Below are 23,083 nucleotides of genomic sequence, written 5' to 3' on the forward strand. Positions count from 1 at the left end.
TGCGGCACAGTAGGGGTCATGAGCACCACCGAGCCTGCTGGCAGCGACCTTCCGGCCAAGGCCCTGGAGACCACCGCCGAACGGCCGTGGCCGGTGCGAGTGCTGAGCAGCAAGATCGCCGCCTACGTGGACCGGATGGCCCCGGTCTGGGTGGAAGGCCAGCTGGTGCAGCTGAATGCGCACAACGCCTCATCGATGGCCTATCTGACGTTGCGCGACACCGATGTGGACATGTCGCTGAACGTGACCATGCTGAAGCGGCTGCTGCATGGTGCCGGGGCCGGCGTGGAAGAGGGTGCGCACGTGGTGGTGCGTGCCAAACCCTCGTTCTGGGTCAAGCGCGGCACGCTCAGTCTGCGGGCCAGCGATCTGCGGGCGATCGGCGTCGGTGAGCTGCTCGCCCGGATCGAGGAGCTGAAGAAGCACCTGGCCGCCGAGGGGCTCTTCGACGCCGAGCGCAAGCTGCCGCTACCGTTCCTGCCCGGGCGGGTCGGTCTGATCTGCGGCCGGGATGCTAAGGCCAAGCACGATGTGCTGGTGAATGCCCGAGCCCGGTGGCCGCACGTGCACTTCGAGATCCGGGAGGTGGCGGTGCAGGGGCCGAACTGCGTGCCGCAGGTGTCCCGGGCGATCGCCGAGCTGGACGCGGACGAGGACGTCGAGGTGATCGTGGTGGCTCGCGGTGGTGGCTCGGTGGAGGACCTGCTGCCGTTCTCGAACGAGACGATGGTCCGGGCGGCCGCGGACTGCCGCACCCCGCTGGTCGCCGCGATCGGGCACGAGACCGACACCCCGCTGCTGGACCTGGTGGCCGACTACCGGGCCTCCACCCCCACCGATGCCGCGAAGCGGATCGTGCCGGATGTGGCCGGTGAGCTCACCAACATCGCCGCGGCCCGCACCCGGATGGCCGAAGCGCTCACCCGCCGGCTGCACCTCGAGCAGGACCGGCTCACTGCGATGCGCAGCCGCCCGGTGCTCGCCGATCCGACCACGATGGTGACCACCCGGGCCGAGCACCTCGACCGGCTGCGCCAGTCCGCCCGCAGCACGTTCTCCGGACGGCTGGACCGGGCGCACGGGGAGGTGACTGCGCTACGGACCGCCCTGCGCACCCTCTCCCCCAAGGCGACCCTGCGCCGCGGTTACGCCGTGCTACGCACCGAGAGTGGCGCCGTCGTGCGGGATCCGGACGAGGTGAGCACCGGCGAGAGGCTGCAGGCCCTGGTGGCCGACGGGAAGTTCGACGTAGAGGTCCGCCCCGGGCGGACGGACGAGAAGGACGTGGTTTGATGAGCACCGTGAACTCGCAGGCACCCGATGTGGCCACGCTCAGCTACGAGCAGGCACGCGATGAGCTGGTGGACGTGGTCGGCAAGCTGGAGAGCGGCGCCGCCTCGCTGGAGGACTCCCTCGCCCTGTGGGAGCGCGGTGAGGCACTGGCGGACAGGTGCCAGAGCTGGCTGGACGCCGCCCGAGACCGGCTTGCCGCCGCCAAGGGCGACTCGGTGGTCACCGCTGAGGAGAACGGCGGCGCAGGGCCGGCGGCCGGCGAGGACGCCGAGAGCGAGCCCGCCCCGTGAACCAGCGCGCCCTGGTGATCGGGGAAGCGTTGGTGGACGTGGTGCACGCGGCGGACGGCACCGTGACCGACTACCCGGGCGGGTCGCCGGCGAACGTGGCGCTCGGACTGGCCCGGCTCGACCGGATGGCCGAGCTCGCTGCCTGGTTCGGCACCGACGAGCGGGGCCGCCTGGTCCGGGACCACCTGGAAGCCAGCGGAGTGCAGCTGGTGCCCGGCTCCGACCACGCCGAGCGCACCTCGACCGCCGTGGCCACCCTGGCCGGTGACGGCGGAGCGACCTACACCTTCGACCTCACCTCCCAGGTGCCGGAGGTGGTGCTGGACGACTCGATCGCGGTGCTGCACACGGGCTCGATCGCCGCCACCCTGCCGTCGAGCGCCGACGCGATCGCCGAGCTGTGCGAGGCGGCCCGCGAACACGCCACGATCAGCTATGACCCGAACGCCCGGCCCACCATCATGGGTGCCGCTGACCAGGTCCGTCCGCGGATCGAGGCGCTGGTGGCCGCAGCGGACGTGGTGAAGGTCTCCGACGAGGACGTCGCCTGGCTCTACCCCGGTCAGGACGTCACCGCTGCGGTGCGCCACTGGGCGGCCACCGGACCAGCGCTGGTGGTGCTCACCCGCGGCGGCGAAGAATCGTTCGCGGTGACCTCGGCCGGTGTCGAGGTGACGGTGCCCTCGCCGCAGGTGGCCGTGGTGGACACCGTCGGGGCCGGGGACTCCTTCATGGCCGGCCTGCTCGACGGGCTCTGGTCCGCCGGCCTGCTCGGCGCCGGCCACCGCGAGCTGCTGCATCAGATCGACGCCCAGACCACCCGCGACGCGATGGCTCATGCCGCCCGGATCGCCGCGATCGTCGTCTCCCGCGCCGGGGCAAACCCGCCCACCCGCCGTGAACTGGAGGACACCGAGTGACCGAGACACCCACCCTGCCGACCACCCCCGCGGAGGCCTGGGCGGCCCTGCAGGAGGGGAACGTCCGGTTCGTCGGCGGTCAGGCCGACCACCCGAACCAGAACGTCGAACGGCGCTCCGAACTGTCCGCTGCGCAGAACCCGTTCGCCGTGCTGTTCGGCTGCTCGGACTCCCGGGTGGCTGCGGAGATCATCTTCGACCGCGGGCTCGGCGACCTGTTCGTGGTGCGCACCGCCGGACACGTGGTGGACACCACCGTGATCGGGTCGATCGAGTTCGGTGTGGACCTGCTGCACACCCCGCTGGTGGTGGTGCTCGGCCACCACGGCTGCGGTGCTGTGGGAGCCGCCGCCGACGCGTTGGCCACTGGCTCGCTACCGAACAACTTCGTCCGGGCGATCGTGGACCGAGTGATCCCGAGCCTGGTGACCGGCACCGCCGAGCAGGACGGCGCCGACGGCAGCGTGAACAAGGACTCGCTCACTCTGCACCTGGCCGACCAGCGGCACCTGCTCACCGAGCACGTCCGCTCCACGGTGCACATGCTGCACGACTACTCCGCGGTGCTGGAGGAGGCGGTGGCCGAGGGACGGTGTGCGATCGTCGGCATGGAGTACGACCTCGCCGACGGCACAGCCCGCACCGTCGAGGTGATCGGGGACATCGGCGCGAGCTGAGCGCCTCAGCCTGACCGCCAGGGTGTGGGTGCGTCCCGATCGCGCGGGTGTGGGTGCGTCCCGATCGCGCGGGTGTGATTTCTGTCGCCGAATCGCGGTTCCGCGACAGAAACCTCACCCCGCGTGGTCGCCGACCTCGCCCCTGGCGATCGGCGGTCAGTCCCTGAACGTCTCGATCTGCGCGCCGAGCCGGATCAGCCGCTCCTGCAGCTGCTCGTAGCCGCGGGAGATGATGTCCACCCCGCGCAGCACCGAGGTGCCCTTCGCGGCGAGCATCGCCAACAGGATCACGACGGCGGGGCGCAGCGCAGGCGGGCAGCTCACCTCTGCACCGGACCAGCGAGTCGGGCCGGTCACGTCCAGCCGGTGCTGGTCCAGCAGCCGCACGTCCGCGCCCAGGCGGGTCAGGTCGGTCAGGTGGATGGCGCGGTTGTCGTAGACCCAGTCGTGGATGGTGGAGGTTCCGGAGGCAGTCGCGGCGATCACTGCGAAGAACGGCAGGTTGTCGATGTTCAGACCGGGGAACGGCATCGGGTGGATCTTGTCGATCGGCGCCTTCAGCTCGCTGGGGTGCACGGTCACATCCACCAGCCGGGTGCGCCCGTTCGCTGCCGCGTACTCCGGCGAGATGGTGTACCGCAGGCCCATCTCGGCCAGCGTGGCCAGCTCGATCTCCATGAACTCGATCGGCACTCGGGACACGGTGATCTCCGAGTGGGTGACGATACCGGCGGTGAGCAGGCTCATCGCCTCGACCGGGTCCTCACCGAGGGAGTAGGTCACGTCGGTGTCGATCTCGCTGAGGCCGTGCACGCGCAGCGTGGTGGTGCCGATCCCCTCGACCTGCACACCGAGCAGCTCCAGGTAGAAGCACAGGTCCTGGACCATGTAGTTCGGGCTGGCGTTGCGGATCACGGTCACGCCCGGGTGCCGGGCGGCTGCCATCAGTGCGTTCTCGGTGACCGTGTCACCACGCTCGGTGAGGACCACGGACAGTTCCTCTGGCTGCCCGCCCGTGACCGCCGCCTGGTACCAGCCACCGGTGGCGAGTACGTCCAGGCCGAACGGCCGCAGCGCGATCATGTGCGGCTCCACCGTACGGGTGCCCAGGTCGCAACCACCGGCGTAGGGGAGCTGGAAGCTGCTCGTGCGGCCCAGTAGCGGGCCGAGGAACATGATGATGCTGCGGGTGCGCCGGGCGGCGTCCTCGTCGATGGCGGTCAGATCCAGCTCGGCCGGCGGCACGATCTCCAGGTCCTTGCCGTCCTCGGACCAGGTGGCCCGCACTCCGATGGAGCGCAGGACGTCCACGATCCGGTCCACCTCGACGATCCGGGCCACCTGGCGCAGCGTGGTGCGGCCCCGATTCAACAGCGAGGCGCACAGCAACGCCACGGCACCGTTCTTGGACGTGTTCACCCGGATGGTGCCCGAGAGCTGCTGCCCACCGGTGACCCGCAGGTGCGCCGGACGCGGGGCACCGATGGAGAGCAGATCCGCATCGAGTACCTCGTTGATCCGCGACAGCATCTCGACCGAGAGGTTCTGGCTGCCTTGTTCGATTCGGGCGATCGCGCTCTGACTCGTACTGAGCAGCTCGGCGAGCTGACTCTGGGTCATCCCCCGGTTCTGCCGGGCCCCCCGGATCAGGCTGCCGATCTGGGCAATGGTCGTTCGCGAATCCTCGATCACCGTCGTCATATCAGCACCGTATCTCAGATCTGAGATACGTCGAGCCCAACACGGGGTTCTGAGACGTAATCTACGCCACTACGACCGGCCGAACATGCGGATAGCGGATGATGGCGTACTCTATGCACCCTCCAGCATCTCGGTCACCAGCGCGGCGACCGGGGAACGCTCCGAGCGGGTGAGGGTCACATGGGCGAACAACGGGTGCCCCTTGAGCGACTCGATCACCGCGGCGATCCCGTCGTGGCGACCGACTCGCAGGTTGTCCCGCTGGGCCACATCGTGGGTGAGCACGACTTTTGACTTCTGCCCGATCCGGGAAAGCACCGTCAGCAGCACATTACGTTCCAGGGACTGCGCCTCGTCCACGATCACGAACGCATCGTGCAGCGAACGGCCCCGGATGTGGGTGAGCGGGAGCACCTCGAGCATCCCCCGGCTCATCACCTCGTCCACCACGTGCGAGGAGACCACTGCACCGAGAGTGTCGAATACCGCCTGGGCCCAGGGGTTCATCTTCTCCGACTCGCTGCCCGGCAGGTAACCCAGCTCCTGACCACCGACGGCGTACAGCGGGCGGAACACCACCACCTTCCGGTGCTCGCGGCGTTCCAGCACCGCTTCCAGCCCGGCGGAGAGCGCGAGAGCGGACTTCCCGGTCCCGGCGCGCCCGCCCAGGGAGACGATGCCGATCTCCGGGTCAAGGAGCAGGTCGATGCCGATCCGCTGCTCGGCGCTGCGACCGTGCATACCGAACACCTCCCGGTCCCCGCGCACCAGCTGGATCTGCTTGTCCGGGGTGATCCGCCCGAGTGCCGACCCCCGTGGGGAGGTCAGCACCAGTCCGGTGTGGCAGGGCAGGTCGCGAAGACCCTCACCGCCGGAGACATCCGCCACGGCGATGCTCTCCTCGCTGAACAGCTGATTCATCTCGGGTTCGGACAGCCCGCCCTCGGCCATCCCGCGCCAGCCGGACTCCACGGCCAGCTGTGCCCGGTATTCCTGAGCGCTCAGCCCCACGGCCGAAGCCTTCACCCGCATCGGCAGGTCCTTGGAGACCACCACCACCTCATGACCTTCGGCCCGCAGGTTCGCGGCCACGGAGAGGATCCGGGTGTCGTTGTCCCCGAGCCGCATCCCGGACGGGAGCACAGTGGGGTCGGAGTGGTTCAGCTCCACCCGGACCGTGCCGCCGGCCTCGGCCAGCGGGACGGGCTGGTCCAGGAAACCGTGCTCCACGCGCAGGTCGTCCAGGTGTCGCAGGGCGCTGCGGGCAAAGTAGCCGAGCTCGGGGTGGTGGCGTTTCGCCTCCAGCTCGGTGACCACCACGATCGGGAGCACCACGTCGTGTTCGGCGAACCGGAACAACGCGCGCGGATCGGAGAGCAGCACCGAGGTGTCCAGCACGTAGGTGCGGCGCCCATCGGTGTCGGTGACACCCGGCACTGCTGCCGTCAGCTCCTCACCTCCGGACGTGGCTCCCGATACCTGATGGGACGGCGCGGGCGTGGCGAGGGACTCACGGCTCACGGCTAGCTCCTGCTGTTCAGCCTGCCTCGCCGTCGGCAACGCCGCGGCGAGTGCGGGGTGCGGACCGGCGACCCTTGGGGCCGGCGGCCCCTCACCCACATCAAGTCGAGTTCCATGGGCTGGCCTTCCGGTGGGTGGCGGGTGCCACCCGATGACCTCAACGTACGACGCGGGTGAGCACTTCTCGGTGATGGGACCGGGCGTGGCGCAGATCACATCTCAGAGTTCATCCGCCGTTCACTCGGAAGGCGGAAGGCGGGAGGCGGGAGGCGCGATCCGGGCAAGTTCCGCCGTCACCCTCTCGCCGAGTGGTCGCGAACGGGGTGCCACCACGGCTAACCCCGCACAAGTGACCACTCACCGGAGCAGGGCCTGGCCTCCCGGCGGGAGGAGCCGCCCCGGTGGGCGCCGCCGTCACCGTGATGCCGGACTCAGCGCCCCATCCGGCGCTCCCGGCCGGCGTAGTCGCGCAGCGCGCGCAGGAAGTCCACCCGGCGGAAGTCCGGCCAGAAGGCCTCGCAGAAGTAGAACTCGCTGTGCGCACTCTGCCAGAGCAGGAAGCCGCCCAGTCGCTGCTCCCCGGACGTGCGGATCACCAGGTCCGGATCCGGCTGGCCCTTGGTATAGAGGTGCTCGGCAATCTCTTCCACGGTGACCGACTCGCCGATCTCCTCGACCGACTTGCCTGCCGCCACATACTCGGCAATCAGCGACCGCACCGCACCGGCGATCTCGTGCCGCCCGCCGTAGCCGACGGCGATGTTCAGGTGCAGACCGGCGACATCGCTGGTCAGCTCCTCGGCGGCACGCAGCCGGTCCGCGATCTCGCTCGGCAGCAGGTCCAGCTCACCCACCAGCTGCAGCCGCCAGCGCCGGGTGGTGGCCAGCTTGGCCACCGTCGCAGCGATGATCTCCAGCAGGTCGGTGACCTCACGCTCGTCCCGGCGCAGGTTGTCGGTGGAGAGCATCCACAACGTCACCCGCTCGATACCCACGTCCTCGCACCAGCCGAGCAGGTCCGCGATTCGATCCGCCCCGGCCTGGTGCCCTTGCGCTGTGGCCAACCCGACCGAACGTGCCCAACGGCGGTTGCCGTCCAGCATCAGACCCACATGGCGCGGCAGCCGGGCGCCCTGCAGTGCTCGGGACAGCCGACGCTCGTAGAGCCCGTAGAGGAACGCGGGTGGGCGCATCGAGTCTCCAGAGGTGGTCCATGCAGATGTGCTCGCGTGCGGCGCTCCTGGCCCACACGTCGATTGACACCGTAGCCCTCACTACCGAGCCGATGACGGAGTTTCGCTCCGGCACACGGAGCCCACACATCATCTCTACATCGTCGATCGCCTACCTACGCTTGCGTAACTTACGATGGCGTAGGAACGTCGTCTGCAGTACCCCACTCCCTGGAGCCCCTATGCCCCGTCCGCACGTGCCCGCCTCCGCGTCCGAGTCGACGCCGGAGTCGGTGGTGCTGGCCACCGCGGGGGCACGGGAGCCGCAGGCTCCGATCGAGGAGTCCGTGCCGGCGCCGGAGGTCGGTGGCGAGACGGTGGCGGCCAAGCCCCGGCTGCGGGGCTGGATCCATGCCGTGATGACCCCAGTGGCCCTGGTGGTGGCGCTGCTGCTCACGATCGGCGCGCCGACGGTCACCGGAACCGTCACCAGCGCGGTGTTCGGAGCTGCCACGGTGCTGTTGTTCGGCACCAGTGCCGTGTACCACCGCGGTACCTGGTCGCCGAAGGCTGCGGGTGTGCTGCGCCGGATGGACCACTCAAACATCTTTCTGGTGATCGCCGGCACCTACACGCCACTCGCCGCGCTGCTGCTGCCGGACGGCACGGCGCGGCTGCTGCTCTGGCTGGTGTGGGGCGGCGCCGTCCTGGGTCTGCTGGCCCGGGTGTTCTGGCTCGAGGCGCCACGCTGGCTGTATGTGCCGATCTATCTGGCCCTCGGCTGGGTCGCCGTCGGATTCCTCCCGGCGTTCTGGACCGCTGGTGGGCCGACGATCGCCCTGCTGGTGATCATCGGTGGCCTGGGCTACACCCTGGGTGCCGTGGCCTACGGCTTCAAGCGCCCGAATCCCGTTCCTGGCTGGTTCGGGTTCCACGAGCTGTTCCACACCGGCACGGTGATCGGCTACGGCTGCCATGCGATCGCGATCGCCCTGGCGGTATTCACTCTCTAGAGGAGTGAGTCAGGCTCACTCCTCTAGCCTGCGGCACTACAGTGGGCCCACCCCGGCGAGAGGAGCCCGATGGGCGCGCACTGGTCCGAACCCGTGGCAAGGCTTTTGCGGGTCGGCGAGGACTTCGATCTGCCCCGAGTGGACCGCAGTGCCACCCCTGGCTGGGACCACGGGAAGAAGAAGGCCGAGAAGTTCATGGCCAAGCGCGGCAAGGAGCTCTCCGAGTTGCAGGAGCGCCTCTACGCCGACGGGCGCAGCGGCGGGAACCGATCGGTGCTGCTGGTGCTGCAGGGTCTGGACACGGCCGGCAAGGGTGGGATCGTCCGGCACGTGCTCGGCATGGTGGACCCGCAGGGGGTGGCCCTCGCCTCGTTCGGCGTGCCCACGGCGGAGGAGGCTGCCCACGACCATCTGTGGCGGATCCGCCGGGAGCTGCCGCCGCCTGGCCGGATCGGGGTATTCGACCGGTCGCACTACGAGCAGGTGCTCGTGGTGCGGGTGAACGGGTTGGAGCCGCCGGAGGTGAACGACTCCCGATATGCCGAACTGGTCGACTTCGACTTGGAGCTGGCCGCGACCGGGACCACCGTGATCAAGGTGGCGCTGATGGTCTCCTACGACGAACAGTTCGAGCGACTCGCCGAGCGGCTGGACCGGCCGGACAAGTACTGGAAGTACTCCCCCGGCGACATCGACACTCGACTGGACTGGGACGACTTCCAGGCCGCGTATGCCGAGATGCTCACCCGCACGTCGGTACCGCAGGCACCCTGGTACGTGGTCCCCGCCGACCACAAGTGGTACGCCCGGCTGGCCGTGACCGAGCTGGTCATCGAGGCGCTGCGCTCCCTGGACCTGGGCTGGCCACCGGCGGACTTCGATGTGGAGACCGAGAAGCGAAGGCTCGCCGCAACCCACTAGCCGGACGGCGCTCGTGCCCAGCCGCCGGAGCGCGCGCAACTGGCGGACGTGCGCAGCTGGCCGGTGTGCGGCGGCGGCGAACACGCGCCGGTGGCGCGCCCTCGACCTCAGCCGGTGGGCGGTCCGGGACGCACGTGGAACTGCCGGTGGCTCAGACTGGGCACCTTCGCGCGCGCCTCAGCGATCACGTCCTGCGTGAGGGTCGCAGCAAGGATCACCTCGTCGCCGGTGCCACCCTGGTCGATCACCGTACCCAGCGGCTCGATCAGCGCTGACCTACCGACGCGGCCCTCCCCCGGCTGGCTGGCCAGGAGCAGGTAACAGGTATTCTCCAACGCCCGGGCGCGGGTGAGCACCTCGAGCTGCTCGGCCTTGCCCGGCCCGTCCGCCCAAGCCGCGATCACCACCAACACGTCCGCACCGGCGTCGGCAAGCAACCGGAAGGTCTCCGGGAAGCGCAGGTCGTAACAGGTAGCAACCCCCACCCGCAGCCCACCCAGGTCCACGGTGAGGACGTTGTCCCCACCGGGCCGGCCGCCGTCGAGCACGTCGGACTCGCGCACCCCGAACGCGTCGAACAGGTGCACCTTGCGATACTCGCCGGCCACCTCGCCGTCCGGGCCGAGGAGCACCGCGACGTTCTCGCACCGGCCCGAGGGCCACTAGGGCTCGGCGTAACCATCCCGGCCACCACCCATACCTTCGCCTCGGCAGCCGCGGTACGAAGGGCGGCCAGGAACGGGCCATCCGTCTCCTGGGCAAGGTCTGCCGTGATCGTCGGCGCCCAGCCGGAGGCGTACTCCGGCAGGATGACCAGGCGAGCACCCCCGCGGGCGGCGTCTCGGACGGCGGCCGCGCTGCGGCGAGCATTCGCCTCGGCGTCGGAGTCCGAGGCGAGTTGGGCGATGGCGACCGAGAGGCTCACCGGTGCGCCCCGCCGTCGTCCTTCGGCTCCACCACACCCGAGGGGTGCGACGCCACCCCCGGAGCAGTATTCGAGTCTGGAGCTGCCCGAACGGACGACGCCCCCTCAGCAGTCTCGCTCGGCGCACCCTCAACAGCCTCGTCCGACGGCTCTTCGGGCCGAGCCTCTGCCTCCTCGGCAGCGACCGGAGCCTGCGCCGCACCGGAGGTGGCTGCGCCGGCCTGCTCGGCATCCGCCTGCTCCCCATCCGCCTGCTCCGCCGCGGCCTGTTCTGCCCGCTCCGCCGCATCCTGCTGGGCGTGGGCGCGGATCCGACGCTGGTGCCGAGTGAAGGACCAGGCGAGCAGGATGATCACCAGCGCGAGGATTGCGAACGTGATGAACGCGCCGATACCCGGACTGGCGTCCTTGGGGTCCACCCCTCCGGCAAGCAGCACGGGCAGGCCGGCGATCATTGCCGGAGCCCGGCGAACAGATCGTCTTCCGGCGTCTGGACCGGCACCCGAGACTGGGCCAGCTCGAACTCCTCCACCGGCCAGGCAACCTTCTCGATCTCCCGCGGGACAGCGAAGAAGAATCCGTCCGGATCGATCTGGGTGGCGTGGGCGAGCAGGGCGCGGTCTCGGTGATCGAAGTAGTCCGCGCACTCGATCCGGGTGGTGACCTTCTCCGCCCGGTCGTCCCGGTCCCACCGGTCCATCCAGTCCGCATACGGCGACTCCCGCCCGGCCTCGAGCAGCGCCTCGTGGACCGCCACGATCCGGCTCCGGGAGAAGCCGTGGTCGTAGTAGAGCTTGGATACCTCCCACGCCGGGCCGGCGTCGGTGAAAGCGTCCGGGTCGGCGGCGGCATCGAAGGCTGCGGCCGAGATCTTGTGGGTCATCACGTGGTCGGGGTGCGGGTAGCCACCGTTCTCGTTATAGGTGGTCATCACCTGCGGACGGAACTCACGCACCACCCGGACCAGGGCCTCGGTCGCAACGTCCAACGGCTCGCGGCCGAAGCTGCCCTCCGGCAGCGGCGGCAGCGGATCACCTTCGGGAAGGCCGGAGTCGACAAATCCGAGCCACTGCTGGGAGATGCCCAGAGCCTCGGCCGCGGCGGCCATCTCCCGCCGGCGGAAGCCCGGCATGTCCCGCAGCACCTCCGGGTCGTTCTGCAGACGGGGGTTGAGGATGTCACCCCGCTCACCGCCGGTGCAGGTGACTACCAGGACCTGCACCCCCTCGGCGGCGTACTTGGCCATCGTGGCCGCGCCCTTGCTGGACTCGTCGTCGGGGTGGGCGTGCACGGCCATCAGCCGCAGTTCTTGTGCACCGGCCACTGAGGATCTCCTGAGGCTCGTGAGAGTGTGACAATGAGGGACGGACGCTCGCCGGTCGGCCACTGGCGTCCATCGGTCTTTCCAGTCTAAGGATGTCACGCGTTGGTGGAGTCACAGGCACCAGGCACCGCCCAGGATGCCCCGAGCGCTGCCCAGGCCGAACGCACCGCCCAGGTGATGGCCGAGCGTTACGGCTCCCGTCCGCCGGTGCGGCGGCGCAAGCGCGCGCTGTGGCTGACTGCCGGTTCCCTGGGGACGATCGGGATCGCGACCCTGGTGTGGATCTCGGTGCAGTTCTTCGATCCGGACGCCACCTCCGAACAGGTCGGCTTCGACGTGGTGGACGACACGCAGGTCCAGGTGATCGTCGACGTGAGCAAACCGAACGAAGCGACCGCGACCTGCACGCTGGAGGCCCTGAACGAAGGCTACGGACAGGTCGGTATCACCGACATCACCATCGGCCCGCAGGACCAGCGCACCACCCGGCTGACCGTCGACATCGCCACCACTGAGCTCGCCACCACCGGTGTGGTGCGCGAGTGCAGCCTCGTCGACTGAGCCACCAACCCGGCCGGCGAGTGACCCGCGCCAGCCACACGGCCAGGTCAGCCGAGTGACCCGCGCCAGCCACACGGCCCGGTCAGCCGAACTGCTCCTGCAGCCAACTGCTCCACCCCTCGGCGGTAAACGCTACGCCGTCGCGCTCGACCAGGGACCACAGCGGTTCCCCGGTTGCCAACGCCTCGTCCGCGAGCGCGTAGACATCCACTCCCAGGCTCTCGGCGTAGGCGTACAGACTGCCGCTGAGGGCATAGGCACAGGTGGCGTCGTCCGCGTCCACGAAGTCCTGTTCGGTGGGGAACGCGCTGTCCATCTCCGCTACACAGCCCCGCAACGTGCGGCCGGTGACTCGCAGGCGCGGTGCGTAGGTGCCGCTGCCCTGGAACAGCGACTCGTTGTAGGTCGCCCACCCTTCGGCGATCACTGACGAGGAGCCCGATCCGTGCGGCACGTTGGTGACGTGGATCGCGTGGACGAACTCGTGCACCAGGGTGTCGGTGGTGTCGGCGATGCCGTACTGCAGCCCGTTCGGGCCGACGGTCAGGATCCCGCCGGCGTTGGTCATCCGGTTCCCGGTGGCGATGCTCGGGTCGAGTCCGGGTGCGGCCAGCGGGCGGCTCTGCGGGAACATCGTGCCCGCCCGGTCACCGATCCATCCGGCGAGATCCTCGGCGTCGATGAACCAGGAGTTGAACCGGTCGTCGGTATCGGTCACGAACGTGAGGTATCGGTTCGCGTTCGCGACGCCGGTCCGCTCCTGGTAGGTCTCGGTGACCCACTGCGCGGCCTCCTCGGCGGCACCGGCGGTCTCGTCCACCAGGTCCCGCTCGTCGGCGTATCCGGCCACGACGGCGTGGTCGCCGATCACGGCGTACAGCGGCTCCAGGTCCCACGGTGCGGTGTAGCGCTGCGGCTGCCACCCGGTGATCACCCCACTGGCGCCGTCGTCGGTGACATGGATCGTGACCTGGTAGAGGTTCGCCGGTGCGTAGCTGAGCCCAGCGTCCGGGTGCGCGGAGTCGGCCGGGATCTGCGGCGAGCCGGCGGTCACGGCGCCGAGGAGCACCTGCTGGGTGACGGTGTTGTCGGAGTAGTCCGACGTCTGCGGCGCCTGCAGGGAGATCGCCCCAGTGGTCCAGCCCAGGGTGTCCATGTTGTCCCACCACAGTTCCAGCGGCTCCACGGCAGCGCCGTCGACGTAGCTGAAGAAGGTCTCCCGGTCCCGGGCCGCGAGCGCCTCGTTCAGCCGAGTGATCAGGTGCTCGCCGGTGAACTCCCCGCTCGGTGCCGTGTTCGGCTGCCCGTAGCCGTCCTCCCCTTGGGTCACTGTGGGTGGCGTGGTCGGTGGCGTGTCCCAGGGCCGCCGTTCCTGTTCGGCCACGGTGACGGCGCCCATCACCGCCACCGCGACCACCAGGACCGTGATCAGCGCCCAGGCCCAGCCGGGCGTGTGCGGGCGGGGCCGATGTGGCGGTGGCGGGAACTGGGGCGGCGGGTAGTAGGGCGCCGGCTGGTAGGAGTAGCCGGCCCCTGGATCCGGGGGAAGGTAGGCGCCCGGGTGCGACGGCGGTGCGTACGACCCGTGCTGCGAAGGCCGACTCGCATCACCCATAGGTCGAATGTACCCAGTCTTCCCATCCCGCCTGCGCCACGTCCGGGCCGGCCAGGTGCTCGCTCACTTCGATCAGCGACTGCCCGGAACTGCGGGCCTGCCGAGCGAGCTCGAACGGGTCCACACCACGCTCGGCGGCGTAGGCGTACACGCTGGCGCTGAGGGCGTAGGCGCAGAAGATGTCCGCGCCGTCGGTATCGAAGGCATCATCGCTGGGATAGCCCCAGCCATCGGCGAGACACTCCTCGATCCGCTCCGCCCGCCAGGAGCCCGGTGGCGCGAACTCGCCGCTCGAGTCCCACAGTTCCTGCAGGTACTCGGCCCAGCCTTCGCTGATCACCCGGGACCGGTCCTGCGGCACCGGGAGCCAGGCGAAGTCCACTGCGTGGGTGAGCTCGTGTGCGGTCAGTGAGCGGAAGGCCTCGGGCGAGTCCAGTCCGCCCGGACCCACGATCACCACTGTGGAGCCCCACTGGGTCTCCTCGTCGGTAGCGATCCGCGGGTGCAGCCCTGGCGCCTCGCCCAGGCGCAGCAACGGGATGGTGAACCCGGCGAGCTCATCGTTGTGGTCGCCGGTGTCGAACCAGGTGCCGGCGCGCTCGGGGTCCTCGGTGAGGAAGAGGGTGAACCGGTCGATCGGCGATCCGTGCTCGGCATCGGCGTACCGGTCCAGCACCCAGCTGGCTGGCTCTTCGGCGGCGCCGGCGAACTCCTCGAGCAGCTCCGCTTCGTTGGCGTCGCTGGCCACCAGCACGTGCTCGGTCTGCACCGCGGCCAGCCGGCCCTGGTCCCACGGCTTGACCGGGTCGGTGGGACGCCAGCCGCTGATCACCCCCTCCCCGGCCGCTGAGACCGAGATGGTGATCCGGTACCGGGCGGCGGCCACCAGGTACTGGCCCGCGTCGGCGTACTCGGAGTCGTCCCCGGCCCGCGGGGTACCGAGCGTGATCGCGCCCAGCCGGATGGTCAGATCGGCCGAGCCACCCGGCCCCAGCCCGTCCAGCGTGCCCGACTCCACGGACAGACCGGCGCCGCTCATCCCGAGCGTGGCCATGTTGTCCCACCACAGGTTCAGCCCGTCGACAGCACCCGGTCCGACAAGCTCGAAGAAGCGCTCGCGGTCCGCATCCGCGAGCGCTTCGTTCAGCATGCGCAGGAAGCCCGTCGCGGTGAACGGCGCACTCCCTCCACCGTTCTCGGTGCCCGAGGAGGGTGGACTGGCACTCGGCTGCGGGATCGCGGTGGCGGCCGGTGGCGGCGCCGGATCGGTCTCGGTGCTGCCGGAGAGCAGCATCGGAAGATACTGCAGCCCGCCGAGCACCACGGCGGCCACGGCAACGATGGCGATCACCGCGCCCGGCCACTTGCGCCGCTGTCGCAGCGGCTGGTCATCCGGCCGCTCGCCCAGGTGCCCGCCCGGCCGCTCGGGCAGACCGGAGGCGGGTTCCGCACCGGTTCGATCCCCGGCTTGTTCCTGCCCCGGATCATGACCGGTCATCGGTGCCCCTTGGCCGTCAAGTAGCGTTTCTCGGGCAGCCTAGCCGTCCGCCCGAGCGTATAATGGCCCACGGCCAGGATTGACGTTGACCACCGGTGCCGCGGAATCGCTATGATGGTTCTTTCCGCCGCCCCGGCGCGGCCGCATCGGTAGCCAGCCCGGGGACCGGAGTTTCGCACAGCCATCCCGAGTTTGCGCCGTCGCAGCCGCCTGTCGGCATGACGAAATGAAGGAGGAACCGTGTCCGAAACCACATGGCTCACTCAGGATGCGTATGACCGCCTGAAGGGCGAGTACGACCACCTCGTCGGTGTGGGACGGACCGACATCGCCGACAAGATCGAGTCTGCTCGCGAAGAGGGTGACCTCAAGGAAAACGGCGGCTACCACGCCGCCCGTGAGGAGCAGGCCAAGCAGGAGGCCCGGATCCGGCAGCTCGACGAGCTGCTCCGCAACGCTCAGGTGGGCGAGGCTCCTGCCGACGACGGCGTGGTCGAGCCCGGCATGGTGGTGACGGTCTCCCTGGCCGGTGAGGACCTCACCTTCCTGCTCGGCTCCCGCGAGGTCGCCGGAGACACTGACCTGGACGTCTACTCCTCCGGTTCACCGCTCGGCGCAGCGATCCGGGACAAGAAGGTCGGCGAGACGGCCGAGTACGCCACGCCGAACGGGAAGATGCTGAAGGCGAAGATCCTCAAGGCGACGCCGTACTCCAGCTGAGGCACGCGCAAGCGCGCCCGCGCGACGCCCGAGGCAGACGCCCGTCTGAGTAGTGGGCCTCAGCGACAGCCGAGCCCCACTACTCAGACGGGCGTTCAGTTGGAGAGCACCCGGCACCCGCCAGGTTCAGTTGGAGAGCACCCGGTACCCGGACTCCTCCAGCTCGACGAGTACCTCGCTGCAGTGCCCCGGCCCCTTGGCCTCGCACTCCACCGCGATATCCACCTCGTCCACGGCCAGCCCGACGGCGGTACGTACGTGGGCTACTTCGAGCACGTTGGCATCCAGGTCCGCCAGGCAACGCAGCAGCGCGGCCAGATGGCCCGGTGTGTCCCGGACCCGCACCTTGAACTGCAGGAACCGGCCAGCGGCCGCCATCCCGTGCCGGAGCACCTTCATCAGCACCAGCGGATCGACGTTCCCCCCGGAGAGAATCACCACGACCGGTCCCTCCAGCCGGCCCGGTCGCCGCATCAGCTCGGCCACCCCTGCCGCACCGGAGGGTTCCACCACGAGCTTGGCCCGCTCGGCCAGCACGAGCAAGGCCCGGGAGAGGTCCTCCTCGCTGACTGTCTCCACCCGGCGCACGTGCTCGCGGACGATCCCCAGCGGCACCTGCCCCGGGGTGCCGATCGCGATCCCGTCGGCCATGGTGTGCATGCTCTCCAGCGGCACCGGGCGGCCCGCGGCCAGAGATGCCGGATAGGCGGCAGCTCCCTCGGCCTGGACGCCGACGATCTGCACCTCGGGGCCCAGCGTGGCGTGCGCGGCGGTCGCGATGCCGGCGAGCAGGCCGCCGCCGCCGGTGGGCACCACGATGGTGCGTGCGGTCGGTACCTGCTCGGCCACCTCGAGGGCCACGGTCGCCTGCCCGGTCACGATGTCCTCGTGGTCGAACGGGTGGATCACCACCTGGCCGGTGCGCTCGGACTCGGCTCGGGCCTCGGCGAGGGCCTCGTCCACCGTCCGGCCGTGGATGCGTACCTCGGCGCCGTAGCCGCGGGTGGCAGCGAGCTTGGGCAGTGCAGCGCCCTGTGGCATGTAGATCGTGGCGGAGATGCCCAGCAGCCGAGCGGCCAGGGCCACCCCCTGGGCGTGGTTACCGGCACTGGCCGCGAGCACGCCGGCAGCCTTCTGTTCGTCACTGAGCCGGCACATCCGGGTATAGGAGCCGCGGATCTTGAACGAGCCACCGGTCTGCAGGTTCTCGCACTTCAGCCACACCTCGGCCCCGGCGAGCTCGCTGATCGCGCGGCTGTACTGCACCGGGGTCTCCTGCACCACCGGCCGCAGTGCGGCAGCAGCCTCTCGAATCGCCTCGATCGTCACGCTCATGTGCGCCTGGCCCGCACCCGTTGGATCAGTGGCGGTATCTCCCGGTGCGGATCCTGGCCGCCGTTGAGATAGTGCAGCACCGTATTCGCCACCGCCACCACGGGTACTGCGAACAGGGCGCCGACCACGCCACCGACGATTGTTCCGGTGGACACGGCGAGCAGCACCGCCACCGGGTGCAGCTTCAGCGCCCGGCTCATCAGCAGCGGTTGGAGCAGATTGCTCTCCGCCTGCTGGACGAGCAGCACCACACCGAGCATCGCCAGGGCGATCCAGATGCCCTGGTCCACCAGTGCCACGGCGACCGCTACCGAGCCGGTCACCACGGCACCGACGATCGGGATGAACGATCCGAGGAACACCAGCACACCGAGCGGCAGCGCCAGCGGTACGCCGAGCAACCATGCGCCCAACCCGATGCCGACGCCGTCGATGAAGGCCACCATGATCTGGGTGCGGGCGTAGCTACTGAGGCTGAACCAGGCCTTCTGCCCAGCCACGTCCACGCGGTCGCGAGCGACCTGCGGGAACAGTTTAACCAGCCAGCTCCAGATGGTCGAGCCGTCCTTGAGGAAGAAGAACAGGCAGAACAGCGCGATCAGCGAGCCGGCGAGCACGTTGCCCACCGAGGTACCGACCGAGAGCGCACCCGAGGCGATGGTCTGCGCGTTCGACTCCAGCTGCGCCTGGATCTGCTGGACGTAGGTATCGATGTCCTCCTGGCTGAGTTGCAGCGGACCGGTGGACAGCCAGCTGAGCAGCCTCTGGATGCCCTCCCAGGCGGTCGCACTCAGATCTCGGATACCGGAGGCGATCGACGCGCCGGCCAGGGTGAGCAGCCCACTCAATAGCAGGACCATGGTCAGCAGGGTGATGAGGGTTCCGGCCGTCCGCGGAATCTTGTGCCGCTCCAGCCAGTTCACCGCAGGGCCGAGCAGCGAGGTGATCAGTGCAGCCACGAGGATCGGCACGACGACCGTCTTGATCTGGATCAGCCCGTACCCAGCAACCACTCCGGCGGCGACGATCACCAGGAACCGCCAGGACCAGGCAGCCATTCCGCTGACCGCGGGGGTGACCGGGGACCGCTTCGGGTCGGACTCGACCACGGCGATCACGTCATCATCGTCCTGACGCTCGGCGGCGAGCGCGGCAGCGGCACCGACCGCGATGTCCTCAGGCTCGGTGCGCCCCCGCTCGGCAGTCCCGTCGCGACCTGCGGCGACCGTGGCGTCGGCGGACTCGCGCCGCCCGTCCTGACCCTGACACTCGGCCCGGTTGCCCTGCTCCAGGTCCTGATCCTCGGGCGGGTGCTGCTCGTCCCGACCGCCAACAGGATCAGGTGTCGATCCTGGTTCACCCTTGTGCATGGCACCACCCTCTCTCGGACTGCATTCAGGGTACCTGGCGGGGAACATCTCGCCCTGGCGTAGCGTTGTCGTGGACGGCGCGAGTTCAGCGGATCGATCCGCTCGCCCGTGGTCCACCTGCCACCGGGCGAAGGTTGCGCCGCACGAGCGCAGGAATGAGGGAGCCAGATGATATTCGGTGCATGGACGAAGGCCACGATGGTCGCCCCCGAGGACGCTCTCTCCGGCCGGGAGGAACCGCTGCCGGTACCGGCCACGCACACCGTGCTGGGCACCTCGCTGCAGGGCCCCTGGCCGGCAGGCACCCGCACCGTCCAGGTGGGGATGGGCTGTTTCTGGGGCGCCGAACGCATCTTCTGGCGGCTGCCGGGCGTGGTGTCCACCGCCGCCGGGTACGCCGGGGGCTACACCCCGAACCCCAGCTACGAGGAAGTGTGCACGGGGATGACCGGGCACACCGAGGCGGTGCTGGTGGCCTACGACCCGGAGCAGATCGACCTGGAGCACCTGCTCAAGGAGTTCTGGGAGAACCACGATCCCACGCAGGGCTTCCGGCAGGGCAACGATCGCGGTACCCAGTACCGCTCGGCCATCTACTGGACCGACCCGGCCGACGAGGCCCTGGTGCGGGCCTCACGGGAGGCGATGAACGCCGTCGCCCACTCCAGCGGATTCGGTGAGATCACCACGGAGCTCGCCCCGGCGGGTGAGTTCTACTACGCCGAGGACTACCACCAGCAATACCTGCACAAGAATCCGGGCGGCTACTGCAACCACGGCCCGAACGGGATGAGCTGCCCGGTGGGGGTGCTGCGCCAGGACCAGGTACCGAGCCAGGAGTCGGTGCTCGCGAACCAGCGGGAGGCGCGGCCCGAGACCGCCTGATTCCACGAAGTGGGACCGCGACGTTTCACCACCCGGTCCCGGGTGGTGATACATCGGCAGCGGTGTCGGGCACCCACGGGGTCTGGCCGGCGTCGAGCACCTCGCGCGGCCCGGCCGGGAACCACCCTCACGAGGTGTGCCGCAGGATGGCCTCGGTCACGATCGGCCAGATCATCCGCGGTAGGCCCTGGCCGATGCCGGGCAGCGTGATCAGTTCAGCGCCAGGGATCTCCGCAGCCAGCGCCACCCCGTTTCCGTGCGGGAAGAACAGATCCTCCTCGCCGTGCAGCACCAGGGTCGGCGCGGTGACCTCGCCGAGGCGCTCGCGCCACCGCGGCGTGCAGTCGATCGCCGCGAACACGGTGCCCAGCTGGCTCGCCTGCTGCGCGGCCGGGGTCGGCGCCGCCCGGTCGAACACCGCGCCGGCACTCGCGCGAACCTCCTGCTCGTCGAAACCCCGCGAGCCGGACGTCAACCGGGCGGAACCGGTCATGTACTCCACCACGCTGGCTCGATCGGTCCAGTCCGGCTCGGAGGCCGAGAACATCTGCCCCATCAGCTCCGGGTCGTGGTCGGGCAGGTCAGGATCGACCGGACCGGGTGCGACCGGGCGGGTGGCCACGAGCGTCAGCGACGCCACCTGCTCCGGATGGTCCAGCGCGAGCAGCTGGGCGATGAACCCGCCCACTCCCATCCCGACCACGTGCGCAGCACCCAGGCCCAGCGTCCGCAGCAGGTCTGCGGCGTCGGTGACCAGGTCGCGCAGGTCGTAGCCGGGGGCCTGCGGGTCCACGAACGTCGACCGGCCGGTATCGCGCAGGTCGTAGCGCAGCACGTATCGCCCGGCCAGCGCCGTACACAGCTCCGCCGGCCAGCTCAGCATGGTCACGCCGACCAGCAGCACCGGCGGATCCGCCGGATCCCCGAACGTCTCCACACACAGCTCCACGCCGTTCACCGCTACCTGCATACCGTGTCCCTTCCGCCTTCATGATGGATCGCCTCATCACCTGGTACGACCCGGCGTGCGCAAACTCATCGCCGCGGCTGGCCCCACCCTGTGCCGATCAGCGGGTGGACGCCGCTGGCGGGCCGGAGCGTCGCGATGACCACACGCCGTCGAGAGCGCCGCGGCCGTCCCGGAGCAAGTAGGCCCCCTCGACGTAGACGGTGTCGAACGGGCCGCCGACCACGTGGAAGGACGTGGCCCGGTTCGGCCCGGCCGCGATGTGCGCGGACATCGGGTCCGTGGCGCAGTGGTACATCCAGATCCCGGCCCGCCCCGCGGTGAAGGTGTAGCGGAGCGAGGCCCCCGGCGCGATCGTGCGCATCGGCCCGTCCGGGGCGAGGGCCCCGGCGTGGAAGTCGATCGAGTGCCCCATCGATCCGTCGTTGACCAGCGTGACCTCGAACGTGTCCCCCACCCGGCCGTGCAGTGTGGGCCCCGGTACCGTGCCGCCGAAGGTCCAGCGCCGCTGCCACACCCCGGGCGCCACCTCGAGCTCGACCTCCTGCACCTCGAGGGTGAGCCGGTGGGTGCTCTCCTCGGTCAGCTCCGGCAGCTGCGGATCGATCACGTTCTCGACGGCGGGGCTCACCTGGGCGGTATCCGCACTATGGTCCGCGCTGCTGTGCTCCCCGTCGACGGCGGCGCCCGGCGGGGCGGTGGTCTCACCCTGGTCGGTGCTCGTCTGGTCCCGACCGGCCTCGGCGGTGGCTCCGGAGGCCACCAGGGTCAGCGTCATTCCCAGCTGCCGATGCCCGGCGACAGTGCACCAGCCCTCCAGGTCCCCGCCGACCACACCGATGTCCAGACGCTGGCTCTCGCCGGGGGCAAGCCGTTCGGAGGTCGCGCCGCCGACGGTCAGGTCGTGCACGTTCTGCGGATCGTCGTTGGTCAGCTCGATCACCAGCCGGTCACCGGCTGGCACGCTGAGCGTGGCCGGGACGTAGCGCATGTCCTGCGCGCTGACCTGCACAGTGGTGGTCTCGCCGGTGGCGGCCACGTCGCGGTGGGCACTGCCGGCTGCGTTCAGTCCGGCCGCTGCCGGGTCGATACCCACGCCGATGCTGACCGCGAGCAGCACTGCCACCACGGCGACCACCAGCTGAGAGCGGCGCCAGAACACCGCCTCCTGCGCAGCGGGTGGGGCCGGCGCCCCGTGCCCGGCCTCGCCGGCGGTGCGGCGGGACCGGATCGCGCCCACCATCATCGGTAGGAACGAGGCGAGGCCCACCAGCACCAGCACCGAGCAGGCCACCCGCACCCAGCTCGGCACCGGCAGCAGGCACAGCAGCAGGGCGACGTTCGTGGTCACGATCCGCACCGCTCCGTACCGGTCGAACCACGCACTGGCGGCCTTCAGCTTCGCCGGTCCCCCGCCCAGGGCCACCGGGAGCAGGTAGGACAACGCGCCGAGCAGCACCTGAGCAGCCACTCCGACCACGAAGATCACCGTGGCCGGGGTGAACGCGCCCGCCACCTGTTCCCAGGAGTCGGCGCGCGCCGTGGCCACCGCCACCACCACGAGCCCGGCCAACAGCCAGACCAGGGCGGCTGCCACCGACGCCGCCGGGAACGAGCGGGGCGGACGCGCGATCGCGGGCCGAGCCAACGCCCGGCCCCAGCCGAGCACACCGAGGGTGTAGGTCGCGATCCCGGCCACGGTGACCCAGCGCAGGTCCGCGACTGCGCCAGCGAGCGTGGCCAGCAGGCCCAGCAGCAGCACCGGCAGCGCCTGGCGTGCCCAGCGTTCGGCACGCTCGTCGATCCGCGTGCGCAGGATCGTCGGCCAGAGGGTGAGCAGCGTTCCGGTCACGGTCAGGCCCACCCAGCCGAGCAGGTTGACCATCGTGTGCCCCACCAGCAGTCGGCCATGCCAGTCGCCGGGCAGCCCGCGCGCGAGCAGTACGCCGAGCACCGCACCGACCGGGAGCATGCCGCAGGCGCCGAGGTAGTAGCGGATGGTGATCCGAAACCGGCCCGGCAGCGCCCGGCGGAGCCGGCGCACCAGCTGCACCCCGTGCCAGAGCACAGCAGCCACGACAGCACCCGCACCGGCGATGACCACGGGGAGGGACGCCGTCGGCACGCCGATCAGCACAGCAGTCACGCCGGCCAGCAGTAGCCAGAGCCGCCGGGACTGGACGCGGCGGTCGTCCAGCGTGGGCGGGGTCTTCAACAGCGCCTGGGCGAAGTAGGTGCTCCACACCATGATCGCGTGCGTGATCGCCCCGAGCAGCACCAGATGCACCATCAGCCAGCGAGCGGAGGGGACCGCCTGGTGCGCCACCGCGAGGATCGCCGCCAGCACGAGCCAGAGCACCGCCGGATAGTCTCGC

20 protein-coding genes and 2 pseudogenes are annotated in these 23,083 nt (G+C 70.0%); 9 read left to right on the forward strand and 13 right to left on the reverse strand.

The genetic code is table 11. The features are described 5' to 3' along the window. The first annotated feature begins 18 nt into the window (after window positions 1–18). Genes xseA through FU260_RS17175 form a run of 4 tightly spaced genes read left to right on the forward strand, consistent with a single transcriptional unit; the run spans window position 19 to window position 3,180 of the window. On the forward strand, window positions 19–1,293 hold the full coding sequence (gene xseA / locus FU260_RS17160) for an exodeoxyribonuclease VII large subunit (RefSeq protein ID WP_147918156.1): 1,275 nt from the start codon (window positions 19–21) through the stop codon (window positions 1,291–1,293). Next, window positions 1,293–1,583 carry an exodeoxyribonuclease VII small subunit gene (locus tag FU260_RS17165; RefSeq protein WP_147918157.1) on the forward strand — a complete coding sequence of 97 codons (291 nt, stop codon included), beginning with the start codon at window positions 1,293–1,295 and terminating at the stop codon, window positions 1,581–1,583. The genes xseA and FU260_RS17165 overlap by 1 nt, the downstream gene beginning before the upstream one ends. Then, window positions 1,580–2,503 (forward strand): carbohydrate kinase family protein, encoded by a 924-nt coding sequence (locus FU260_RS17170; protein ID WP_147918158.1) that lies wholly within the window; start codon window positions 1,580–1,582, stop codon window positions 2,501–2,503. The genes FU260_RS17165 and FU260_RS17170 overlap by 4 nt, the downstream gene beginning before the upstream one ends. Beyond that, window positions 2,500–3,180 carry a carbonic anhydrase gene (locus tag FU260_RS17175; protein WP_280527367.1) on the forward strand — a complete coding sequence of 227 codons (681 nt, stop codon included), beginning with the start codon at window positions 2,500–2,502 and terminating at the stop codon, window positions 3,178–3,180. Before FU260_RS17170 ends, FU260_RS17175 begins: the two co-directional genes overlap by 4 nt. A 156-nt stretch (window positions 3,181–3,336) precedes the next feature. On the opposite strand, the gene FU260_RS17180 is transcribed toward FU260_RS17175, so the two are convergent. The 3 genes from FU260_RS17180 to FU260_RS17190 all read right to left on the reverse strand — a co-directional run bounded on the left by FU260_RS17180 (window position 3,337) and on the right by FU260_RS17190 (window position 7,595). Continuing rightward, a complete protein-coding gene (locus FU260_RS17180; RefSeq protein WP_147918159.1) occupies window positions 3,337–4,881 on the reverse strand; it encodes a UDP-N-acetylglucosamine 1-carboxyvinyltransferase in 1,545 nt (514 codons plus the stop codon). A 111-nt stretch (window positions 4,882–4,992) separates the two neighbouring features. After that, the gene (gene phoH2 / locus FU260_RS17185) at window positions 4,993–6,318 is read right to left on the reverse strand and encodes an RNA 5'-3' helicase PhoH2 (RefSeq protein WP_235912314.1); all 1,326 of its coding nucleotides are present in this window, start codon (window positions 6,316–6,318) and stop codon (window positions 4,993–4,995) included. Window positions 6,319–6,833: 515 nt separating this feature from the next. Beyond that, window positions 6,834–7,595 carry an isoprenyl transferase gene (locus tag FU260_RS17190; RefSeq protein ID WP_147918160.1) on the reverse strand — a complete coding sequence of 254 codons (762 nt, stop codon included), beginning with the start codon at window positions 7,593–7,595 and terminating at the stop codon, window positions 6,834–6,836. Window positions 7,596–7,816: 221 nt separating this feature from the next. On the opposite strand from FU260_RS17190, the gene trhA reads away from it, so the two are divergent. Together trhA and FU260_RS17200 are read left to right on the forward strand one after the other, a co-directional pair. Next, a complete protein-coding gene (gene trhA, locus FU260_RS17195; RefSeq protein ID WP_147918161.1) occupies window positions 7,817–8,587 on the forward strand; it encodes a PAQR family membrane homeostasis protein TrhA in 771 nt (256 codons plus the stop codon). Between the two features lie 69 nt (window positions 8,588–8,656). Then, the gene (locus FU260_RS17200) at window positions 8,657–9,508 is read left to right on the forward strand and encodes a PPK2 family polyphosphate kinase (protein ID WP_147918162.1); all 852 of its coding nucleotides are present in this window, start codon (window positions 8,657–8,659) and stop codon (window positions 9,506–9,508) included. A 107-nt stretch (window positions 9,509–9,615) separates the two neighbouring features. Here the strand turns inward: FU260_RS17200 and FU260_RS24430 are convergent. From FU260_RS24430 to mca, 4 genes and pseudogenes are all read right to left on the reverse strand, one after another. Beyond that, window positions 9,616–10,149 (reverse strand): annotated as a pseudogene (locus FU260_RS24430) (nitrilase-related carbon-nitrogen hydrolase); the annotation flags it as partial. A gap of 47 nt (window positions 10,150–10,196) precedes the next feature. Beyond that, window positions 10,197–10,433 (reverse strand): annotated as a pseudogene (locus tag FU260_RS24650) (nitrilase-related carbon-nitrogen hydrolase); the annotation flags it as partial. Further along, window positions 10,430–10,888: a hypothetical protein gene (locus FU260_RS23660; RefSeq protein ID WP_168211828.1), complete on the reverse strand. Its 459-nt coding sequence runs from the start codon at window positions 10,886–10,888 to the stop codon at window positions 10,430–10,432. The gene FU260_RS23660 and the pseudogene FU260_RS24650, both read right to left, overlap by 4 nt. Beyond that, complete coding sequence (gene mca, locus FU260_RS17220) at window positions 10,885–11,730, reverse strand: mycothiol conjugate amidase Mca (RefSeq protein WP_147919582.1); 846 nt, start codon at window positions 11,728–11,730, stop codon at window positions 10,885–10,887. The genes FU260_RS23660 and mca overlap by 4 nt, the downstream gene beginning before the upstream one ends. Before the next feature lie 132 nt (window positions 11,731–11,862). Here mca and FU260_RS17225 point away from each other — a divergent pair, with 132 nt between their 5' ends. Beyond that, window positions 11,863–12,318 carry a DUF4307 domain-containing protein gene (locus tag FU260_RS17225; protein ID WP_147918164.1) on the forward strand — a complete coding sequence of 152 codons (456 nt, stop codon included), beginning with the start codon at window positions 11,863–11,865 and terminating at the stop codon, window positions 12,316–12,318. Between the two features lie 82 nt (window positions 12,319–12,400). Here the strand turns inward: FU260_RS17225 and FU260_RS17230 are convergent, their stop codons facing one another. Together FU260_RS17230 and FU260_RS17235 are read right to left on the reverse strand one after the other, a co-directional pair. Continuing rightward, entirely contained in the window at window positions 12,401–13,933 is a 1,533-nt protein-coding gene (locus tag FU260_RS17230; protein WP_147918165.1) for a hypothetical protein, read from the reverse strand. Then, the gene (locus FU260_RS17235; RefSeq protein WP_147918166.1) at window positions 13,926–15,431 is read right to left on the reverse strand and encodes a hypothetical protein; all 1,506 of its coding nucleotides are present in this window, start codon (window positions 15,429–15,431) and stop codon (window positions 13,926–13,928) included. Before FU260_RS17235 ends, FU260_RS17230 begins: the two co-directional genes overlap by 8 nt. A gap of 240 nt (window positions 15,432–15,671) precedes the next feature. On the opposite strand from FU260_RS17235, the gene greA reads away from it, so the two are divergent. Further along, window positions 15,672–16,151 (forward strand): transcription elongation factor GreA, encoded by a 480-nt coding sequence (gene greA, locus FU260_RS17240; protein WP_147918167.1) that lies wholly within the window; start codon window positions 15,672–15,674, stop codon window positions 16,149–16,151. Window positions 16,152–16,277: 126 nt separating this feature from the next. On the opposite strand, the gene ilvA is transcribed toward greA, so the two are convergent. Continuing rightward, the gene (gene ilvA / locus FU260_RS17245) at window positions 16,278–17,486 is read right to left on the reverse strand and encodes a threonine ammonia-lyase (protein WP_147918168.1); all 1,209 of its coding nucleotides are present in this window, start codon (window positions 17,484–17,486) and stop codon (window positions 16,278–16,280) included. After that, the gene (locus tag FU260_RS17250) at window positions 17,483–18,856 is read right to left on the reverse strand and encodes an AI-2E family transporter (RefSeq protein ID WP_168211829.1); all 1,374 of its coding nucleotides are present in this window, start codon (window positions 18,854–18,856) and stop codon (window positions 17,483–17,485) included. Before FU260_RS17250 ends, ilvA begins: the two co-directional genes overlap by 4 nt. A gap of 168 nt (window positions 18,857–19,024) precedes the next feature. Here FU260_RS17250 and msrA point away from each other — a divergent pair, with 168 nt between their 5' ends. After that, the gene (gene msrA / locus FU260_RS17255; RefSeq protein ID WP_235912291.1) at window positions 19,025–19,741 is read left to right on the forward strand and encodes a peptide-methionine (S)-S-oxide reductase MsrA; all 717 of its coding nucleotides are present in this window, start codon (window positions 19,025–19,027) and stop codon (window positions 19,739–19,741) included. Window positions 19,742–19,868: 127 nt separating this feature from the next. Here msrA and FU260_RS17260 read toward each other — a convergent pair whose 3' ends face one another. Both FU260_RS17260 and FU260_RS17265 read right to left on the reverse strand, forming a co-directional pair. Further along, window positions 19,869–20,711 (reverse strand): alpha/beta fold hydrolase, encoded by an 843-nt coding sequence (locus FU260_RS17260; protein ID WP_147918170.1) that lies wholly within the window; start codon window positions 20,709–20,711, stop codon window positions 19,869–19,871. 97 nt (window positions 20,712–20,808) lie between these two features. Continuing rightward, complete coding sequence (locus FU260_RS17265; protein ID WP_235912290.1) at window positions 20,809–23,067, reverse strand: multicopper oxidase domain-containing protein; 2,259 nt, start codon at window positions 23,065–23,067, stop codon at window positions 20,809–20,811. Window positions 23,068–23,083 lie beyond the last annotated feature (16 nt).

It is taken from the genome of Ruania zhangjianzhongii (assembly GCF_008000995.1).
Lineage (GTDB): Bacteria > Actinomycetota > Actinomycetes > Actinomycetales > Beutenbergiaceae > Ruania > Ruania zhangjianzhongii.

Excerpts from the sequence above, each read along its gene's own strand:
- xseA (WP_147918156.1), top strand. The coding sequence starts at position 19 with ATGAGCACCACCGAGCCTGCTGGCAGCGACCTTCCGGCCAAGGCCCTG.
- FU260_RS17165 (WP_147918157.1), top strand. The coding sequence starts at position 1,293 with ATGAGCACCGTGAACTCGCAGGCACCCGATGTGGCCACGCTCAGCTAC.
- FU260_RS17180 (WP_147918159.1), bottom strand. The coding sequence starts at position 4,881 with ATGACGACGGTGATCGAGGATTCGCGAACGACCATTGCCCAGATCGGC.
- FU260_RS17190 (WP_147918160.1), bottom strand. The coding sequence starts at position 7,595 with ATGCGCCCACCCGCGTTCCTCTACGGGCTCTACGAGCGTCGGCTGTCC.
- trhA (WP_147918161.1), top strand. The coding sequence starts at position 7,817 with ATGCCCCGTCCGCACGTGCCCGCCTCCGCGTCCGAGTCGACGCCGGAG.
- FU260_RS17200 (WP_147918162.1), top strand. The coding sequence starts at position 8,657 with ATGGGCGCGCACTGGTCCGAACCCGTGGCAAGGCTTTTGCGGGTCGGC.
- FU260_RS23660 (WP_168211828.1), bottom strand. The coding sequence starts at position 10,888 with ATGATCGCCGGCCTGCCCGTGCTGCTTGCCGGAGGGGTGGACCCCAAG.
- mca (WP_147919582.1), bottom strand. The coding sequence starts at position 11,730 with ATGGCCGTGCACGCCCACCCCGACGACGAGTCCAGCAAGGGCGCGGCC.
- FU260_RS17230 (WP_147918165.1), bottom strand. The coding sequence starts at position 13,933 with ATGGGTGATGCGAGTCGGCCTTCGCAGCACGGGTCGTACGCACCGCCG.
- FU260_RS17235 (WP_147918166.1), bottom strand. The coding sequence starts at position 15,431 with ATGACCGGTCATGATCCGGGGCAGGAACAAGCCGGGGATCGAACCGGT.
- ilvA (WP_147918168.1), bottom strand. The coding sequence starts at position 17,486 with ATGAGCGTGACGATCGAGGCGATTCGAGAGGCTGCTGCCGCACTGCGG.
- FU260_RS17250 (WP_168211829.1), bottom strand. The coding sequence starts at position 18,856 with ATGCACAAGGGTGAACCAGGATCGACACCTGATCCTGTTGGCGGTCGG.
- msrA (WP_235912291.1), top strand. The coding sequence starts at position 19,025 with ATGATATTCGGTGCATGGACGAAGGCCACGATGGTCGCCCCCGAGGAC.
- FU260_RS17260 (WP_147918170.1), bottom strand. The coding sequence starts at position 20,711 with ATGCAGGTAGCGGTGAACGGCGTGGAGCTGTGTGTGGAGACGTTCGGG.